We start from the raw sequence: 17,827 nt of genomic DNA on the forward strand, positions 1-17,827 counted from the left end.
TTCTTTCAACCCGTATTCGGGAACCTACCCTGCCGACGGATCGCCAGGCGCACCGCAGAGGTAGCCTGCCACGCATGGCCGACACTTCGACGCAGTCGATCGTCATTGACGCGCCCCCGGAGCGCATCGCCGAGGTCATCGCCGACTTCGCCCGCTACCCCGAATGGGTGGCGGCCGTGAAGTCGGTCGAGGTGATCGAGGAGTACGAGGACGGCTACGCGAGTCAGGTCAGCTTCGTGCTGGACTCGGGACCGGTCTCCGACGAATACACCCTGCGGTACGAATACGCCGAGGACCTGACCCGCATCGAATGGAGCCTGGTCGCGCCGTCGAAGATGCAGAAGCAGCAGGACGGCTCCTATGACATTACCGCCAACGCGGACGGGACCTCCACGGTGACCTATTCGCTGTCCGTGGAGCTGGCGATCGGCATGCTCGGCATGTTCAAGCGGAAGGCCGAGAAGATGATCATGGACACCGCGCTCAAGGAGCTCAAGCGGCGCGTCGAGGGCGCGGCGTGACGCGCGACCCGCGCGAGGAGGCGGAGCGCCTGGTGGCGACCGCCCTCGCGGCCCTGTCGGTGGCCGCGAACAGCACCGCCGGGTTCGCGACCGGCTCCGCCGAGTGCTGCGTGTGCCCGGTCTGCAAGGCCATCGCCGCCGCCCGCGACCCCGACCCGGACTTCGCCGAGCGCCTGGCCACCGGCGTCGGCGACCTGGCGGTGGGCCTCGCCGGCGTCCTGCGCGCGTTCGGCGCCGCCGGCACCCAGGCCCGCCCCGGCGCGGCGCGCGACAGCGGATCCACCGGTACACCGGAAGCCGCGGACAACACCGAAGACGTGTGGCAGCACGCCACCACGGAGACACCGAAGTCGCCGAAACCGATGGCCAAGAAGGCCGTCAAGCCCAAGATTGATCCTGAGGCATAGCGCCTGTGCGAGAGGAGACAGACGCGGTGGGGCTGACCATCGGAGTCGACATCGGCGGAACCAAGGTGCTCGGCGGCGTCGTCGACAGCGCGGGTGACGTCCTCGCACAGACCCGGCGCGACACGCCGGCCGAGGACCCCGCCCGCACCGCCGACCGCATCATCGAGGTGATCCGGGAGCTGGCCGCGAGCCACCCCGTCGACGCCGTCGGCATCGGCGCGGCCGGCTGGATCGACGCGACCCGCTCGATCGTGCAGTTCGCACCCAACCTGGCCTGGCGCAACGAGCCGCTGCGCGAGAAGATCACCGCCGCGGTCGGCCTGCCGGTCGTGGTGGAGAACGACGGCAACGCCGCGACCTGGGCGGAGTTCCAGTTCGGCGCCGGCCGCGACGCCGACAACTCGATGGTGCTGTTCACCGTCGGCACCGGCATCGGCAGCGGCATCGTCATCCACGGCTCGCTGATCCGCGGCACCAACGGCATCGCCGCCGAGCTCGGCCACATGACGATGGTCCCCGGCGGGCACCCCTGCGGCTGCGGCCGGCTCGGCTGCCTGGAGCAGTACGCCAGCGGCAACGCCCTGGTCCGGTTCGCCAAGGCCGACGCGCGGGAGCGGCCCGAGCTCGCCGAGCAGCTGCTCGGCCTCGCCGGCGGCGACCCCGACGCGATCAGGGGCCCCGCCGTCACCCAGGCCGCCCGCCTCGGCGACACCGTCGCGATCGGCGCGTTCGAGCAGATCGGCCGCTGGCTCGGCGTCGCCCTCGCCGACATCGTGCAGATCCTCGACCCCCAGGTCATCGTCGTCGGCGGCGGGGTCATCGACGCCGGGGACCTGCTCATGAAGCCGGCCCGCGCCAGCTACGAGGAGCAGCTCGCCCAGCGCGGCCGGCTCCCCGTCGCCGAGGTCCGCCCCGCCCTCATGGGCAACCTCGCGGGAGTGGTCGGAGCCGCCGACCTGGCGCGCGTATGACCAAGCTCAGGGTCCTGTCGTACAACCTGCACAGCCTGCGGGACGACCGGCGGGCCCTCGCCGAGGTGGTGCGGGGCGTCGCCCCGGACGTGGCGATCCTGCAGGAGGCGCCCCGCCGCTTCCGGTGGCGGCAGAAGTCGGCGGACCTGGCCCGCGACTTCGAGCTCGTCGTCGCCGGGGGCGGCCTGCCCGCGCTGGGCAACCTGATCCTGACGAACCTGCGGGTCCGCCCGCTCGACGGGTTCGACATCAGGTACCCGCTGACCCCGGGCCGCCACATGCGCGGCGCCGCGTTCGTGCGCTGCCGGGTCGGCCGCGCCACGTTCGTCGCGGTCGGCTCCCACCTGTCCACCGACGCGACCGAACGCCCGGCCCAGGCCGCCGTGCTCAAGGCACGCCTGGCGGAGCCGGCCGAGCCGGTCGTGTTCGCCGCCGACCTCAACGAGAACTCCGGCGGCGCCGCCTGGCGCACCCTCGCCGACGGCCTCGTCGACGCGGCCGGCGCCGACGAACGCCACACGTACCCGTGCGCCGCCCCGCGCGACCGCCTCGACGCCGTCTTCGTCGACCCCCGCGTCACCGTGCTGTCCTACGAGGTCGTCGACACCCCGGCCGCCCGCCTGGCCAGCGACCACTTCCCGGTCGTCGTGGAACTGGACCTGCCAGACTGACCGCTTTTTCGGGGTCCCCGGCCCGTGCCCTCGTCGCCGGAGCCGCCGCGGTCCGTGGTCCTTGCTGGCTCCGGTCCGCGGTGGTCCGGGCCGTCGCTCCCGTCAGCCACCGGTCGGCCGTGAACGGCCTCCCTGCCAGGTCCGCGTGCAGTCACCCCGGACGCGACCTGGCGGTCGCGGCCACGCGGCCGTGGACGGCCGCAGCACCCAACGCGCGGTTGACCTTGGACACTTTGACCGCCCTGGACCGGTCAAAGTGTCCAAGGTCAACTCACCCGCCACCGGTGGCCCGGAGGGGCGCACCGGCCGTCACGTGCGGGACTGGACAAACCAGCGCTGAGCGGACGAGGATCTGCGCGCGACAGGCATGCGTGGTGCAGTGGGGAGACGACGCGGGTGACAAGCTTCGACGAACTGTCCGGCGGCGCGACCCACTGGCGCGACGGCGAGCCCGTCTACGACCGCGGCGACACCGTCTGCGTCATCGGCGCCGGCGGCACCGGGCTGGCGGCGATCAAGAACCTGCGCGAGGCCGGGTTCGGGGTCGACTGCTACGAGCGCGAGACGGGCGTCGGCGGCGGGTGGAACTGGCGGCACGACCGCAGCCCCGTGTACTCCAGCACCCACCTGATCTCGTCGAAGCCGTTCACGCAGTTCCCGGACTTCCCGATGCCGGACGACTGGCCCGACTACCCGCACCACTCGCAGCTGCTGGCGTACTTCGAGCGGTACGCGGACCACTTCTCGCTGCGCGAGCACATCTGGTTCGGCACCGACGTGGCCAGGGTCGAGCCCGCCGACGACCCCGACGGTGGGCCCCCGCGCTGGGACGTCACGGTCCGGGGCTCGCGGGGCGGGGCGCCGCGCACGATGCGCTACGCCGCGGTCGTCGCCGCCAACGGGCACAACTGGTCGCCGAAGATGCCCGAGTACGAGGGGCTCGCCGACTTCCGCGGCAAGGTGATCCACGCCAGCCAGTACAAGGACGCGGCCCAGCTGCGGGGGCGCAAGGTCCTCGTCGTCGGCGCCGGCAACAGCGGCTGCGACATCGCGGTCGAGGCGGCCCAGCAGGCGGCGAAGTGCTGGCACTCGACCCGCCGCGGCTACTGGTACGCGCCGAAGTACGCCCTCGGCAAGCCCGCCGACCAGGTCAACGACCGGATCCTGGCGATGCGGCTGCCGTTCCGGCTGCGCCAGTGGCTGCTGCAGCGCACGATCAACATGACGGTCGGCGACCTCACCCGGTTCGGCCTGCAGAAGCCCGACCACGGGCTGCTGGAGATGCACCCGCTGGTCAACAGCCAGCTGCCCTACTACCTCGGCCACGGCGGGATCACGCCGCTGCCGGACATCAGGCGGTTCGAGCGCACCGAGGTCGTCCTGGCCGACGGGCGCACCGTCGAGCCGGACCTGGTGGTGTTCGCCACCGGGTACCTGCCGAACTTCGACTTCCTCGCCCCGGAGCTGCTGTCGACGGACGCCGCGGGGCGGCCGCGGCTGGCGCTGCAGATGCTGTCGCGGACCCACCCGACCCTCGCCGTGGCCGGCCTGCTGCAGCCGGACTCGGGCGTGTTCACGCTCGCGCACTGGCAGACGGTGTTCATCGCCCAGTGGCTGCGCGTGCTCGACGCGTCCCCGGCCAAGGCCCAGGCCCTCTGGGCCCGGCTGCGGCAGGACGGCGACCGCCGCTTCACCGCCGGCAAGGTCACCGACTCGACGCGGCACTGGTTCGAGGTCAGCCATTTCGTGTACCTGCAGGCGCTCGAGAAGTCCCTGCACGAGCTGGAGGCGGTCCGTTGACCACCCGTGTGATGCGCGCCGACGAGTGGTCCGACCCGCCGAAGCCCGTCCAGCGGGAGGTCCTCACCGAGCAGCCCGAGTCGCCGCAGGACCGCCCCCCGGTGCTGTTCGTCCCGGGGTACGGCCACGGCGCCTGGGCCTTCGCCCAGCACTGGCTCGAGCACACGGCCCGCCGCGGCTTCCCCGCCTCGGCGATGAGCCTGCGCGGCCACGGCGGCAGCGGCGCCGACCCCGACGCCCGGCTGCGCGACTACGTCCACGACGTCACCCAGGTCGCCGCCGGCCTGCCGAAGCAGGCGGTCCTCGTCGGCCACGGCGCCGGCGCCCTCGTCGTGGCGATGGCCCTGGCCAGGTACCCGGCCCGGGCCGGTGTCCTCGTCGCCCCCGTCTTCGGCGGGCCAGCCACCGCCCTGGGCCTGCTGCGCCGCAACCCCGGCGGCACGGTCCCGGGCCTGTTCGGCGGCCGCGTCTCGGTGCGCGCGGGGCAACTGTTCAGCCGGGGTCTGCCGGCGAAGGAGGCGCAGTCGTACGCGGCCCGCCTGCAGCGGGTGCCGGCGGGCGCGCAACGCCAGCTGATCCGCCGCCGGGAGCCGGAGCAGCCGGTCGGCGCCCCGCCGGTGCTCGTCGCCGGCAGCCCCGACGACCGCATCGTGTCGGCGTCCGCCCTGGAGTGGGTCGCCCGGCGGTACGGCGGCTCGCCCCTGCTCTTCCCCGGGATGGGCCACGACCTGATGCTCGACGCCCGCTGGCAGGAGCCGATCGACGCGATCCTGGACTGGCTGGAGAAGCTGCCGGGCTAGCCGGGCTTGTCAGACGCGGGCGCCGTTGTCCGGGTCGTCGTCCTCCTCGTCGCCGGGGCGCAGCCGCAGGATCAGGCTGACGAACCCGCTGAGCAGCAGCGCGAACCCGAGGAACAGCGTCGACTGCGGGCCGAAGACCGGCAGCAGGTCGGGCCAGATCAGCAGCATCAGGCCGGCGACCAGGCCGATGACCGCCAGCAGCGTCGACGGCGCGATGCGCGGCAGCGGCGGGGGAGGCGGCGGCGTGTACCCGGCCTCGTCGTCCTCGTCGTCGGGCAGGTCGGCGCCGAAGGAGTCCAGGCCGTCCAGCAGCGAGCGGTCGACGGCGTCGGAGGCGCGGCGCAGCGGGGTGCGCGGCGCCGGCTCGGTGTCCATGTCGGCGGCGGCGGCGCCGGAGGAGTCGAGATCCTCGGCGGCGGGCCAGGGCGCGCTGGTCGGATCGACGGTGGTGTGGAAGCCGGCGATGATGCTGGCGAACGTCTCGTCGTCCGATTTGCGGCTCGTCTTGGCCTCCGGGGCGGGTGTCGCCGTGGCCGGCTGGGCCGCCTCGGCGGGTGGGGTGTGCTGCTCGGGCACGGCGGTGAGCTGGCTGAAGTAGTCGCGGGCCGTGGCGAGATGGTCACGATCAGCGTAGAGCCGATCGGTGGGTCTGGCGGGCAGCGTCGTGGTGCGCGTCACCGGGTGCAGGTCGGTGGCAGGCTGGAGGTATGCCGCGATGCCACCGGCGGCCAGGACGTCCAGCAGATGCTCGCCGACCCTGGGGTCGACGTCCCCGACGACCGCGTACTCCTGCGCTACCAGGCCGTTGTCGCGCCGGCCGCGCCGCGCCCCACCCCCTGGCACCGCCTGCCCCTCCCTGCGGCCGACACCGCGACGACCGGGTCCGCCGCGAAAAAACCGCTGACCGAAATCCTGACATGCCCAGTGGTGCTTCCGGGAGTGCGTTGTGGTGTGCCGTACTGGTTCGTAGGCTCTTTGCGACGGTCATCACCGATTGTCTGGCAGATCGTGGAAGGTTGAGCGGTGCTCTACTGGTTCCTCAAGTACATCGTCCTCGGGCCGGTGCTGAAGCTCATCTTCCGCCCCAAGGTGGAGGGCCTCGAACACGTCCCCGCCGAGGGGCCGGTGATCATCGCCAGCAACCATCTCTCCTTCGCCGACTCGATCTTCATGCCGCTGAGCGTGAAGCGGCGGGTCACATTTCCGGCGAAAGCCGAATACTTCACCGGTAAAGGGGTGAAGGGCTGGCTCACCAAGATGTTCTTCGCCGGCACGGGCCAGGTCCCGATCGACCGCTCCGGCGGCAAGGCGGCCCGCGCGGCCCTGGAGGTCGGCCTCAAGATCCTGCGCGAGGGTGGCGTCTTCGGCATCTACCCGGAGGGCACCCGCTCCCCGGACGGCCGGCTCTACCGGGGCAAGACCGGCGTCGCCCGGCTGGCGCTGGAGTCCGGCGCGGTGGTCGTACCGGTGGCGATGATGAACATGGACAAGGTCCAGCCGATCGGGCAGATCCTGCCGAACCTGAAGCGGGTGCACATCCGCTTCGGCGCGCCGCTGGACTTCTCGCGCTACGCCGGGATGGCGGGGGACCGGTTCATCGAGCGCGCGGTCACCGACGAGATCATGTACGAGCTGATGACGCTGTCCGGTCGCGAGTACATCGACATGTACGCGCAGAAGGTCAAGAGCGCCCCGCCGGCCAGCAAGGCCGAGCAGCCTATAGCGGCGTAGGCGGCAGCTCGGCCAGGGCCAGCAGCATCGGCGCCCCCGCCTGGGTGGCGAAGGCGACCAGCTCGCTGCGCCACGGCTCGAGCCGGTCGGCCGAGTCCGGGCCGAGCCGCCCCAGCGCCTGCACCGCCCACGTCAGCGACAGGATGCGGGCGGAGGCGTTCGGGATCTCGCCGTAGAGCTCCGCGGCGGCCAGGTGCATGTCGGCGGCCCGGGCGAAGTCGCCGTCGACGAAGGCGATCGCCCCGGTGATGGTCCGCATCGCCGCCTCGACCCACGGGGTGCGGTGCGGCACGTCGGCGAGCATGTCGCGGATCGCCATCATCGCGACCCGGCCGGCGAGGACCGCGGCGTGCGCGGTCGCGTCGATCCACTCGCCGCTGGCGATGGCCCGCACCTCCCGCCACGTCTTGGCCAGCTCGACGATGAGCGCCTCCGCGTCGCGCTCCCGGCCCTGCAGCGCGCGGCACAGCGCGCCGTGGCCGAGCACGGTCCACTGCAGGCGGTAGAAGCCGCTGCGGCGCCCGGCGGCGACGAGGTCCTCGATCTCCTCGGGGTTGACGAAGGGCTCGCCGCGCAGGATCTTCATCCAGGCGTGCGCCCCGCGCACCTGCAGGTCCCACTCGGAGGCCGGGTCGCGCTCGGCGACGCCGATGAGGGTCGGCCAGTCGCCGGTGAAGTACGCGACCTGCGCCACGTTCGAGTAGCCGGTGGCCAGGGTGTGGCTGCCGGGCACCGTCTTGCGGCTGCTCTCGTACATGGCTGCCGAGGCGGTCCAGTCGCCGTCCTCCACCAGCGCCCAGGCGACGTTGCGCATCGCCCGGTGCTCCGACAGCAGCCGCCGCTCCCGGCACACCTCCAGGGCGGCCTGCAGCTCGACCAGCCCGGAGCGGTCGCCGGCCTGGAACAGCGCGGTGCCGATGGTGATCCGGGCGCTGGTGGCGACCTCGATGAGGCCAAGCCGGTCGGCGATCTCCGCGGCGGCGCTGGCCGCGGCGACGGCCGGCTCGACCTCGAAGTTGGACATGTGCAGCCGGCCGAGCTCCGCGTACGCGTCGGCCTTCTCCGGCGCGTCGGGCAGCTCGTCGAACAGCTCCACCGCCCGGTCCAGGCACGACAGCGCGCCGAGCCGGTCCGCGCGCAGCCACGCCGCCTGCCCGAGGATGGTCCAGGCCCGGGCGGCGCTGGCCTGCTCACCGGCCGCGTAGAGCCGATCGGCGAGCCCGGCGAGCTGGTCGGTGCCGCCGGCGCCGAGGAACGAGTCCGGGTCGGCGTAGAAGGCGATCTCGGTGGCGAGCAGCTCGATGCGCAGCCGCTCGCCCTGGTCGGTGGCGTCGTCGCACAGGGCCAGGGCCTTGCCGGCGTGGGCGGCGGCCGCGTCGAGGGCGTGCAGCGCGTACGTGCGCCGGGCCGCCCGGTGCAGCGCGTCGCGGGCGGGGACGCTGTACCGGGGCGCGTCGAGGCCGAGCGAGCTGGCGATCTCGTAGGCGGTGTACCGGTGGTTGGCCACGACCTCGGCCAGGTCGGTGTCGCGGTCGGCGGCGACGCTGTCGAGCCAGGCGGCGGTCAGCTCGTGCCGGGCGACCCGCTCGGTGCGCGGCAGCCGCTGGTAGCACACGTCGCGGACCAGGACGTGGCCGAAGCGGTACTCCGTCTGGCCCTCCATCGTCGAGGCGGCCTGCTCGTGGATCAGGTCGCGCTGCTCCAGCCGGCGCAGCGAGCGTTCGATGCCGTCGGCGGGGCGGCTCATCGCGGCGGCGACCGCGCCCGGCCAGAAGTTCATCCCGACCACGGCGGCGGCCTGCAGCACCGCCCGGTCCGCGGCCTCCAGCAGGTCGACCCGGTTGGCGATGACGGCGTGCACGCTGTCGGGCATCGGCAGGACCCGGCCGAGCGCGTCGGAGGTGCGCAGGTTGCCCTGCTCGGCGAGCATGCGGGTGTACTCCAGCGCGTACAGCGGGTTGCCGTCGGCCAGCTCGACCAGCGAGTTGAGCGAGTGCCCGGGGAACGCCGCCTGGCCGAGCAGGTGCGCGTACATGGTGGCGATCTCGGCGTCGCGCAGCGGCGGCAGCGTGATCGTGACCGACCCGGCGATGGCGCCGGCCCAGCTCGCGTTGCGCTCCAGGAACTCCGGGCGGGCCGTGGACAGCAGCAGCAGGGGCACGTCACGCACCGACGCGCCCAGCCGCTCCACGAACCGGACCATCGACTCGTCGGCCCAGTGCAGGTCCTCGAAGACCAGGACGGTCGGGCGGTGCGCGGCGAGCGCGACCACGAACCGGCGCCAAGCGGACTCGGTCTCGTCGGGCGCGAGCTTCGGCCCGGGCAGGCCGACGAGCGGGCTGAGCGCGTCGGCGAGCCGCTCGGCCTCCGACGGGCTGACGATCGCGCCGAGCGCGGTGTCGAGCCGCTCCCGGGCCGTCTCGGCGGTGTCGGTGTCCAGGATGCCGGCCTGCGCCTTGACGATGTCGGCGAGCGCGGCGTAGGTCACGTTCTCCCCGAACGGCGGGCAGCGCCCGGTGCGCCACGCGACGGGCGCGTCGAAGAGCCGCTCGGCGTGCAGGAACAGCTCGTGCACCAGGCGGCTCTTGCCGATGCCGGCGTGGCCGATGACGGTGACCAGCTGCGGGGTGCGCTCGCGCAGCCCCCGGTGCAGGGCGTTGACCAGCAGGCTCAGCTCGTGGGTCCGGTTGACCAGCGGGGTGGAGCCGGCCTCCCGGTCGGGGTGGTTGCGACGCAGCGGCGCGAGGGCCAGCCACACCTCGGTCGGGGTGGAGCGCCCGCGCAGCGTCGCCGGCGGCTGCGCCTCGTAGCGGATCGAGGACTTGGTCAGCGCATACGTGCTGCCGCAGACGAGGACCCCGCCGGGCGGGGCGAGCGACTGCAGCCGGGACGCGGTGTTGACCACGTCGCCGGCGACGATCGCCTGGCCGCCGTCGCGGGCCGCGGCCACGTCGACCAGGGCCTCGCCGGTCGCGACGCCCACCCGGAAGCGCAGCGCCCGCTCGCCGTCGCCGGTGCTGGCGTAGCGGGCCAGGACCCGCTGCAGCTCCAGGCCGGCCCGCACGCAGCGCACCGCGTCGGTCTCGGTGGCCACCGGCGCGCCGAAGAGCGCCATCACCGCGTCGCCGATGTACTTCTCGACCACGCCGCCGTACTGCCCGATGACCTCGCGGGCGGTGGAGAAGAAGCCCTTCTGCAGCTCGCGGACCAGCTCGGGGTCGGCGCGCTCGACGTAGGGCGTGAAGTCGATCAGGTCGACGAACAGCACGCTGATGCGGCGGCGGTCCTCGCTGCGGGTCGCGGGGATCGGCACGGTGGCGCGACCCATGTGACCGGCGCCACGGTCGGCGCGGGCCGGGCCGCCGGCGGCGGTGCCGGTCGCGGCGCGCGGGGTGCCGCAGCCGGTGCAGAACGACGCGTCAGCGCTGAGCGACCGCCCGCACGTCGCGCAGGCCGGGCTCAGCTCGGCGCCGCAACCACCGCAGAACCGATCGCCGTCGCCTGCCTGGCGGCCACAGCGTGCGCACTGACTGGAAATCGCCGACACTCCCCAACTCGGACCCTCGCCACATCCTCACACGCCGGCCACCCGACCAACCAGATGTCCTGCCAGGGACCCCACCGCGGGGCGGGGACCGCCGCGCGGGGCACGGTGAGAAACGACAAATGGTCGGTGGGTGTGCGGCGCGGAGCCGGCAGGCCGGGCGCGCCGCGGCGCGCCCGGGCCCCGGGTCAGCGGTCGGTCATGCCGGCGCGGCGGCGCAGGGCGCTGAGGTCGGTCACGACGATGCGCCGGCCCTCGGTGCGCAGCCAGCCGCGGCTGGCGAACGACCCGATGGCCTGGTTGACGCTCTGCCGCGAGCCGCCCGCCATCTCGGCGAGCTGGCTCTGGTTGAGCTCGATGGTGACCATCGGCGCGTTGGTCTCGCCGGCGAGGCGGACCAGCGTCTTGGCGACCCGGCCCGGCAGGTCGAGGAAGACGTGGTCGGCGTTCTGCTCGGTGAGCCGGCGGATGAGCGCGCCCAGCGAGCGCATGACGGCGTCGAGGATGCGCGGGTTGGCGTGGACCAGCTCGATGAACGCGTGCCGGGACAGGGCGAGGGCCTGGCAGTCCTCGATCGCCTCCGCGGACGCCGAGCGGGCCGCGCCGTCGAGCAGGGACACCTCGCCGAGCGTGTCGGGCGGGCGGACGACCGAGAGGACCGCGCGCTCGCCGGTCGGCGCGGTCCGGAACACCATCACGGCACCGCGCTTGAGCACGATGAGTGATTCGCCCGGATCGTTTTCGACGAACAGCAGCTGGCCCTTGCGGTATGTCCGTGGCACCGCCGCCTGGATGACCCGCTGACGCACGTCGGGCTCCAGACCACTGAACATTTCCACACCGGTCAGTGCGTCGCCGGGATCTGGCAGCCGACCCTCCACGGTCAAACCCCTCCCGGTGCAGCGTTGATCGGACTCATGATCACCGTAGGTGATCGCGAGCGCAGTACGGAACTTCTACCAGATCATGACGCGCGTGTCGGAGTCTGTACATCCCCCGCATCGGCTCACCGACAGCCCGCACATGAGCACGCAGGCAGGCTAGTGCCAGCACGCGAACCGCCGGGGGGCGGGGTTGGCGTCGGGCACCCGGGGGTGCCGGTGGTGCGAGCACCGGACCCCCGGGTACCGGCGTTTTCCGGACACGGACGCCGATGCGGGCGCATAATGCGCTGCGTGGCCCCCGAGTCCGCCCAGGTGCACACCACGCTGCGCAGGAGTTGGCAGTGCAGCCCCGGTCCGTGCATTCCTCTCGGCGCCACCGCCTGGCAGGTCCAGATCGACGACGGACAATTCGATACGTCGCCGGGGGACCCGGGTCGATTCGTGGCGAAATGGGCGCCGGCGACCGCTCGGCGCGGCTTCGAGGCCGGATTGTGTGCCGCGGAACACGTCGAGGCCTCCGGCCTGTGCGCCGGCCGCCCGGTCCGGGCCGCCGACGGCGCGCTGACCACCCAGGCCGGCGACGGCGTCCTGGCCCTGCTGCGCCTGGTGCCGGGGCGCCCGCTGCACGCCGACGACCCGCTCGACCAGCACTGGTGGGGCGGCGCGCTGGGGGCCGCGCACCGCTGCCTGCGCCGGTTCGTGCACCCCGACCTGGCGAAGTTCCAGGCGGCACCGGTGCCGGTCGCGGCGCCGCACCTGGCGATGGAGCCGTGGCTCGGCCCGGCGGTCAGCGAGACGGCGGCGGCGGTGCGCCGGATCATGGTCACCGACCAGCTCACCTACGGCGTCCGGCACGGCGCGCCGGCGGCCGGCCGGTTCCGCCTGGACACCGGCACCGGCCGGGTCGGCCTGATCGGCTGGAGTGCCGCCGGCACCGGTCCGCTGCTGTACGACCTGGCCCACGCCGTGCTGTGCGCCGGCGGCACCGGCACCGACACGCTCGTCGAGGCGTACGTACGGGCCGGGCCGGTGCCGGCCGACGAGTGCCGCGCGGTCCTGCCGGCGATGCTGGCCCTGTGCGCCGCCGCTCGGGCCGCCGCCGTCGCCGCGCGGATCCACGCCGGCGGCGGCACGCCCCGTGACCACGCCGAGCTGACCCGGTTGGCGACCCTGCTGGTGTAGGCCCGTCCGCGGCCCGGCAGGATGGGGGCGGTGTCGGTGTATCGCTACTTCTACGACTGTGAGTTCATCGAGGACGGTCGCCTGATCGACCTGGTCTCCATCGGGGTGGTGGACGAGCACGGCCGGGAGTACTACGCGGTCTCCACGGAGTTCGACGGCTCGCGGGCCGTGCCGTGGGTGCGCCGCAACGTGCTGGACAAGCTGCCCTCGCCGGCCGACAAGGCGTGGCGCTCCCGGGAGCGCATCCGCGAGGAGCTGCTGGAGTTCCTGGTCGAGCCGCTGCGCGCCGGCGAGGCGGACGAGCTGGAGCTGTGGGCCTGGTACGCGGCCTACGACCACGTGGCCCTCGCCCAGCTCTGGGGGCCGATGCCGACGCTGCCCCGGGAGATCCCCAGGTTCACCAAGGACCTGCGGCAGCTGTGGGACGAGGCGGGCCGGCCGACCCTGCCGGTCGCGGAGGGGCGGCACGACGCGCTCGTCGACGCCCGGCACAACCTGGCCCGCTGGGCCGTCATGCGCCGGGCGTGACGTCCCGTGAGCGGCCCGGAGCGCAGCGGAGGAGCCGCGAGCCATGGGCTCAGTCTTGACTCGCGGCGGTGCCGGAGCGCAGCGTCAGCACCAGTACCGGCGCCATCACCAGCGGATGGATCCGCCGCTCGCGGCTGTCCAGGTAGATCCACCGGCCGACGAACAGGTCCCAGGCGAGCACCTGTGCCCACACGGCGGCGACCACGTCGTCGTCGGCGAACAGGGCGCGCACCCCGGCGAGGTCCGGGTCGAGCATCTCCGCGGCGAAGTCCGGCAGCACCGGGGCGACCGCCACGGCCCAGACGACCAGCGCCGGCAGCACGATGTACGGGGAGGCGGCGATCCGCCCGGTCCGCCGCCACCCGGGCGCGACGATCATGAGCGCCCAGAACGGGACGACCACCAGGAACGCGAGCTGGAACAGCGGGCCGGCCATGTCAGCGCACCTCGGCCGGCACCGGGCCGGCGGCGACGGGGACGGGCGTGCCGGCGGGGCCGGCGGGGGTCAGCAGGGCCCAGACCGTGCCGCCGGCGGTCGCCAGGAGCAGGCCGCCGAGGGCCGCCAGGGTCAGCGCGTCGGGGTGGACGACCGACTGCCCGCGCAGCGCCTGCCACACCAGCAGGACGGTGAGCGCCCCGTACGCGGTGCCGGCGACCGTCACGATGCGGGCCCGCACCCGGCCCGGGCGCAGCCGGGCGAAGCGCCGCGCCGCGAGCGCCAGCACGAACCCGAGCAGTGGCAGCGCCTGTAGCGCGTGCATGCCGATGAAGTGCCCGATGCGCAGGTCGCCGCCGGTGGTGCTCCAGTTGACCAGGGGCAGGCCGGCGCCGCCGTCGGCCACCCCGACGCTGTGCGCGCCGACGATCTTCGGGGCCTCGCCGTCGGGCAGGTCGAGCTGCGCCTTGGTCGGCATGGTCATCAGGAAGCCGACCATCATGCCGGCGAGGCCGACGATCAGCCCGAAGCGCACGGCGAGGGCGTCGGCCCGGTCCGGCAGCCGCTGGATGAGCAGCAGGATCGCCAGGATCAGCGTGCAGACCCAGGCGATCGCGATGGTGGCGCCCATCACGCTGTACAGCGTGGAGTCCAGCGCGGTCTGGTTGTTGAAGTGGCTCTGCCGGCCGCGGGCCGCCTGCGCCACGATGATGACGATCTCGGTGATGAGGGTGCCGGCGCTCACGGTGCCGAGCCACCAGCCGAGCCGCTGCCGGCGGTCCAGCAGCGACAGCATCCAGGCGAAGGTGGCCGAGTAGACGGCGATGGAGACCGAGAACTTGAACGGCTTGAGCCAGATCGGCACGCCGAGCAGCTCGCGGTCGTCGAGGAGGATCCCCGCGCCGGTGAGGACGGCGAGCAGGGACATGGCGGCGGCGGTGACGATGAGCGGGCGGTGCAGCTGTGCGAGACGCATCAGAGACTCCCGGATAAATGGATAGCGGTGCTGTCCACTATCGGGAAGCTATACTATCCATGTCAAGCGTGAAAGGAGCCCGATGCGAATCGCTGAGCTGAGCCAGAAGGCCGGCGTTCCGGTGCCGACGATCAAGTACTACCTGCGGGAAGGGCTCCTCCCGTCGGGCGAGCTCACCAGCCCGAACCAGGCCCGGTATGACGATCGCCACGTCCAGCGCCTGCGCCTGGTGCGGGTCCTGCTGGACGTCGGCCGGCTGCCGATCGCGACCATCCGCGACCTGCTCACGAAGCTCGACGAGCCGGATCCCGACGTGCACGAGGTGCTCGGCAAGGCCCTGCCGGCCACCGTCGGCACGCGGGAGGGCGGCGATCCGGCCGTGCTCACCGCCGCGCACGACCGGGTGAGCGCACTGATCGCGCAGCGCGGCTGGCTGCTGTCCGACGACGCCCGCACCCGGCATGCCGCGGCCGAGGTGATCGCCGCGTTTCAGCAGGTCGGAGCCGATGCGGAGTACCTGCTGGAGCACTACGCGGACGCCGCGGAGCGCATCGCGGTGCACGATCTGGGTTTCGTCGCCCGCGAGAGTGACAACGAGAGTAAGGTGCACGCCGCCGTGGTCGGCGCGGTGCTGGGCAACTCCCTGCTGGCGGCCCTGCGGCGGATGGCGCAGGAGCACGAGTCGGCCAAGATGTTCGGCATTCGCGAGGACAACTGTCAGGCGGCGGAGGCCGACTGATGCGACGTCGGCACGTTCAGGAGGAGCGACTACAGTGCGCTGTGAAACGGCAGCGTCGCCAACGAGTGGGACCCTCCGGCTCGGCCGTGTCGCCAGCCTGCCCGTCAGCAGGGGTGGGCAGCGCGGCCGGGCAGCACCGCAACCAGGAAGGCAAGATCTAGCATGCGTATCGGCGTACTGACCGGCGGCGGCGACTGCCCCGGCCTCAACGCGGTCATCCGTGCCGTGGTCCGCAAGGGAATCTCCACCTACGGTCACGAGTTCGTGGGCTTCCGTGACGGTTGGCGCGGCCCGCTCGAGGGCAACACCCGCGAGCTGGGCATCGCGCAGGTCCGTGGCATCCTGCCGCGCGGCGGCACCATCCTCGGCTCCTCCCGGACCAACCCGTTCAAGATCGACGGCGGCGTCGAGAAGATCAAGTCCAACCTGGCCGAGCTGGGCATCGACGCGCTCGTCGCCATCGGCGGCGAGGACACCCTCGGCGTCGCGGCGAAGCTGACCGACCTGGGCGTCAACGTCGTCGGCGTGCCCAAGACGATCGACAACGACCTCGGCGCGACCGACTACACGTTCGGCTTCGACACCGCGGTCAACATCGCGATGGAGGCGATCGACCGGCTGCACACCACCGCCGAGTCGCACCACCGCACCCTCGTCGTGGAGGTCATGGGCCGCCACGCCGGCTGGATCGCGCTGCACGCCGGCCTCGCCGGTGGCGCCAACGTCATCCTCCTGCCGGAGCGGCAGTTCGACGTCGACCAGGTCGCCGGCTACGTCGAGAAGCGCTTCCAGACGCAGTACTCGCCGATCGTCGTCGTCGCCGAGGGCGCCCAGCCGCTCGACGGCCAGATGGTCCTGCACAACCAGGAGCTCGACGCGTTCGGCCACGTCCGCCTCGGCGGCATCGGCCAGTGGCTCGCCGAGCAGCTGGAGGCGAAGACCGGCAAGGAGGCCCGCACGGTCGTGCTCGGCCACATCCAGCGCGGTGGCACGCCGACCGCGTTCGACCGGGTCCTCGCCACCCGCTTCGGCCTGGGCGCCATCGACGCGGTGCACGAGGGCGACTTCGGCAAGATGGTCGCGCTGCAGTCCACCGACATCGTCCGGGTGCCCCTCGCCGACGCGACCCGCGAGCTCAAGACCGTCCCGGTCGAGCGGTACACCGAGGCCGAGGTCTTCTTCGGCTCCTGAGCCCGTCCGTCGCGGCCCGGTCCCCGTCGCGGGGGCCGGGCCCGCGACGTCTTCTCAACCCTAGGGAGTGCGTTCGTGCGGACCATCGCCGTCTTCGGCGCCGGCAAGCTCGGCGAGGTGCTGCTGTCGGGGCTGCTGCGGGCCGGCTGGTCCGCCGACCGCCTGCTGGCCACCGCCCGCCGCCCCGAGCGGGCGAAGGAGCTCGAGGAGCGCTACGGCATCCGGGTCGTGGACAGCGCGACCGCGCTGCGGGAGGCCGACGTGCTCACCGTCGCGGTGAAGCCGCAGGACGCCGGCACGCTGCTGGCCGAGCTGGGCCCGAAGCTGCCCGCCGGCAAGCTCGTCGTGTCGCTGTGCGCCGGCCTGCCGACCTCGTTCTTCGCCCGGCACCTGCCGGAGGGCACGCCCGTGGTGCGGGTCATGACCAACACCCCGGCGCTCGTCGACGAGGCGATGACCGCGATCTCGGCCGGCTCGCACGCCACCGCCGAGCACCTCGCGCTCACCGAGGAGATGTTCCGGCCGCTCGGGCGCACCATCCGGGTCCCCGAGTCGCAGCAGGACGCGGTGACCGCGCTGTCCGGCTCCGGCCCCGCCTACTTCTACTTCCTGGTCGAGGCGATGACCGACGCCGGCATCCTGCTCGGCCTGCCCCGCCAGGTCGCACACGACCTCATCGTGCAGACCGCGATCGGCTCCGCGGTGATGCTGCGCGAGTCCGGCGAGCACCCGGTGAAGCTGCGCGAGGCGGTGACCTCACCGGCCGGCACCACCATCAACGCCATCCGCGAGCTGGAGAACCACGGTGTGCGCGCGGCGCTGCTGGCCGCGCTGGAGGCCGCCCGGGACCGTGCCAGGGAGCTCGCCGCGCAGAGTGGTTGAATCTGCGGCGTGACCGTCATCACCTGTACCTGCTGCGGGCAGGACCTCGGCGACGTGCCGAGCATGTGGTCGTTCTCCGCGCCCGACACGTGGGGCGTGCCGGGGGTCGGCGGCGCGTCGTTCCTCGAGGAGGAACTCTGCTTCGTCGAGCTGCCCGAGCTCGAGGAGCAGCACTTCTTCATCCGCGCGCTGATCGAGGTGCCGATCCACGGGGTGCGCGACGCGCTCACGTACAGCGTCTGGGTCAGCCTCAGCGCCGCCGGGTTCGCCCGCGCCGTCGAGCAGTGGGAGGACCCGCAGCGGGCCGCCGAGCCGCCGTTCTTCGGCCAGCTCGCCAACCGGATCCCCGGCTACCCGGAGACGCTGCGCCTGCGCGTGCGGGTGCACACCCGCCCGCCGGGGCTGCGCCCCCTCGTCGAGGTCCGCGCGCACGAGCACCCCCTCGCCGCCCACCAGCGCGACGGCATCGCCGCCCACGAGCTGACGGCGGTCGCCGCCGTCTGCGGCGGCTGACACCGCGTTCATTCAGGCATTCACCCGTATCTGCGTACGCAGCGGTGCTTT

Annotated in this window: 17 protein-coding genes and 1 pseudogene; 13 read left to right on the top strand and 5 right to left on the bottom strand. The window is 73.1% G+C overall.

All coding sequences use genetic code 11. The features are described 5' to 3' along the window. The first annotated feature begins 74 nt into the window (after window positions 1-74). From OP18_RS30575 to OP18_RS30600, 6 genes and pseudogenes are all read left to right on the top strand, one after another. Window positions 75-521, top strand: coding sequence for an SRPBCC family protein (locus tag OP18_RS30575; protein ID WP_033362531.1), 447 nt, complete (start codon window positions 75-77; stop codon window positions 519-521). Next, window positions 518-877 (top strand): annotated as a pseudogene (locus tag OP18_RS55735) (hypothetical protein); the annotation flags it as partial. The gene OP18_RS30575 and the pseudogene OP18_RS55735, both read left to right, overlap by 4 nt. Window positions 878-954: 77 nt before the next feature. Beyond that, window positions 955-1,899, top strand: a complete 945-nt coding sequence (locus OP18_RS30585; protein ID WP_033362532.1) for an ROK family glucokinase — start codon at window positions 955-957, stop codon at window positions 1,897-1,899. Further along, entirely contained in the window at window positions 1,896-2,570 is a 675-nt protein-coding gene (locus OP18_RS30590) for an endonuclease/exonuclease/phosphatase family protein (protein WP_033362533.1), read from the top strand. Before OP18_RS30585 ends, OP18_RS30590 begins: the two co-directional genes overlap by 4 nt. A 396-nt stretch (window positions 2,571-2,966) precedes the next feature. Next, the gene (locus OP18_RS30595) at window positions 2,967-4,370 is read left to right on the top strand and encodes a flavin-containing monooxygenase (RefSeq protein WP_052387575.1); all 1,404 of its coding nucleotides are present in this window, start codon (window positions 2,967-2,969) and stop codon (window positions 4,368-4,370) included. Window positions 4,371-4,381: 11 nt separating this feature from the next. Further along, complete coding sequence (locus OP18_RS30600) at window positions 4,382-5,170, top strand: alpha/beta hydrolase (RefSeq protein WP_156089911.1); 789 nt, start codon at window positions 4,382-4,384, stop codon at window positions 5,168-5,170. A gap of 9 nt (window positions 5,171-5,179) precedes the next feature. On the opposite strand, the gene OP18_RS30605 is transcribed toward OP18_RS30600, so the two are convergent. Continuing rightward, window positions 5,180-6,013, bottom strand: coding sequence for a DUF308 domain-containing protein (locus tag OP18_RS30605; RefSeq protein ID WP_033362535.1), 834 nt, complete (start codon window positions 6,011-6,013; stop codon window positions 5,180-5,182). Window positions 6,014-6,193: 180 nt separating this feature from the next. Between OP18_RS30605 and OP18_RS30610 the strand changes: the two genes are divergently transcribed. Continuing rightward, entirely contained in the window at window positions 6,194-6,901 is a 708-nt protein-coding gene (locus OP18_RS30610) for a lysophospholipid acyltransferase family protein (protein ID WP_033362536.1), read from the top strand. Here the strand turns inward: OP18_RS30610 and OP18_RS30615 are convergent. Both OP18_RS30615 and OP18_RS30620 read right to left on the bottom strand, forming a co-directional pair. Continuing rightward, complete coding sequence (locus tag OP18_RS30615; RefSeq protein ID WP_081971254.1) at window positions 6,888-10,448, bottom strand: adenylate/guanylate cyclase domain-containing protein; 3,561 nt, start codon at window positions 10,446-10,448, stop codon at window positions 6,888-6,890. The two genes, OP18_RS30610 and OP18_RS30615, sit on opposite strands and share 14 nt — an antisense overlap. A gap of 185 nt (window positions 10,449-10,633) precedes the next feature. Beyond that, on the bottom strand, window positions 10,634-11,326 hold the full coding sequence (locus OP18_RS30620) for a Crp/Fnr family transcriptional regulator (RefSeq protein WP_033362537.1): 693 nt from the start codon (window positions 11,324-11,326) through the stop codon (window positions 10,634-10,636). Window positions 11,327-11,620: 294 nt separating this feature from the next. Here OP18_RS30620 and OP18_RS57770 point away from each other — a divergent pair, with 294 nt between their 5' ends. Both OP18_RS57770 and OP18_RS30630 read left to right on the top strand, forming a co-directional pair. Continuing rightward, on the top strand, window positions 11,621-12,511 hold the full coding sequence (locus OP18_RS57770) for a phosphotransferase enzyme family protein (protein WP_162189857.1): 891 nt from the start codon (window positions 11,621-11,623) through the stop codon (window positions 12,509-12,511). Window positions 12,512-12,541: 30 nt separating this feature from the next. Then, window positions 12,542-13,039, top strand: a complete 498-nt coding sequence (locus OP18_RS30630; RefSeq protein WP_245635575.1) for a polyadenylate-specific 3'-exoribonuclease AS — start codon at window positions 12,542-12,544, stop codon at window positions 13,037-13,039. A gap of 49 nt (window positions 13,040-13,088) precedes the next feature. On the opposite strand, the gene OP18_RS30635 is transcribed toward OP18_RS30630, so the two are convergent. Continuing rightward, a complete protein-coding gene (locus OP18_RS30635; RefSeq protein WP_033362539.1) occupies window positions 13,089-13,475 on the bottom strand; it encodes an ABA4-like family protein in 387 nt (128 codons plus the stop codon). 1 nt (window position 13,476) lies between these two features. Continuing rightward, window positions 13,477-14,451, bottom strand: coding sequence for a hypothetical protein (locus OP18_RS30640; protein WP_052387577.1), 975 nt, complete (start codon window positions 14,449-14,451; stop codon window positions 13,477-13,479). Window positions 14,452-14,533: 82 nt separating this feature from the next. Here OP18_RS30640 and OP18_RS30645 point away from each other — a divergent pair, with 82 nt between their 5' ends. The 4 genes from OP18_RS30645 to OP18_RS30660 all read left to right on the top strand — a co-directional run bounded on the left by OP18_RS30645 (window position 14,534) and on the right by OP18_RS30660 (window position 17,776). Continuing rightward, entirely contained in the window at window positions 14,534-15,190 is a 657-nt protein-coding gene (locus tag OP18_RS30645) for a MerR family transcriptional regulator (RefSeq protein WP_033362540.1), read from the top strand. Window positions 15,191-15,352: 162 nt separating this feature from the next. Next, on the top strand, window positions 15,353-16,381 hold the full coding sequence (locus OP18_RS30650; RefSeq protein WP_033362541.1) for a 6-phosphofructokinase: 1,029 nt from the start codon (window positions 15,353-15,355) through the stop codon (window positions 16,379-16,381). Window positions 16,382-16,456: 75 nt separating this feature from the next. Further along, a complete protein-coding gene (gene proC, locus OP18_RS30655; protein ID WP_033362542.1) occupies window positions 16,457-17,263 on the top strand; it encodes a pyrroline-5-carboxylate reductase in 807 nt (268 codons plus the stop codon). Window positions 17,264-17,272: 9 nt separating this feature from the next. Beyond that, entirely contained in the window at window positions 17,273-17,776 is a 504-nt protein-coding gene (locus OP18_RS30660) for a DUF2199 domain-containing protein (protein WP_033362543.1), read from the top strand. Window positions 17,777-17,827: the final 51 nt, after the last annotated feature.

The organism is Dactylosporangium aurantiacum (assembly GCF_000716715.1).
Taxonomy (GTDB): Bacteria; Actinomycetota; Actinomycetes; order Mycobacteriales; family Micromonosporaceae; genus Dactylosporangium; species Dactylosporangium aurantiacum.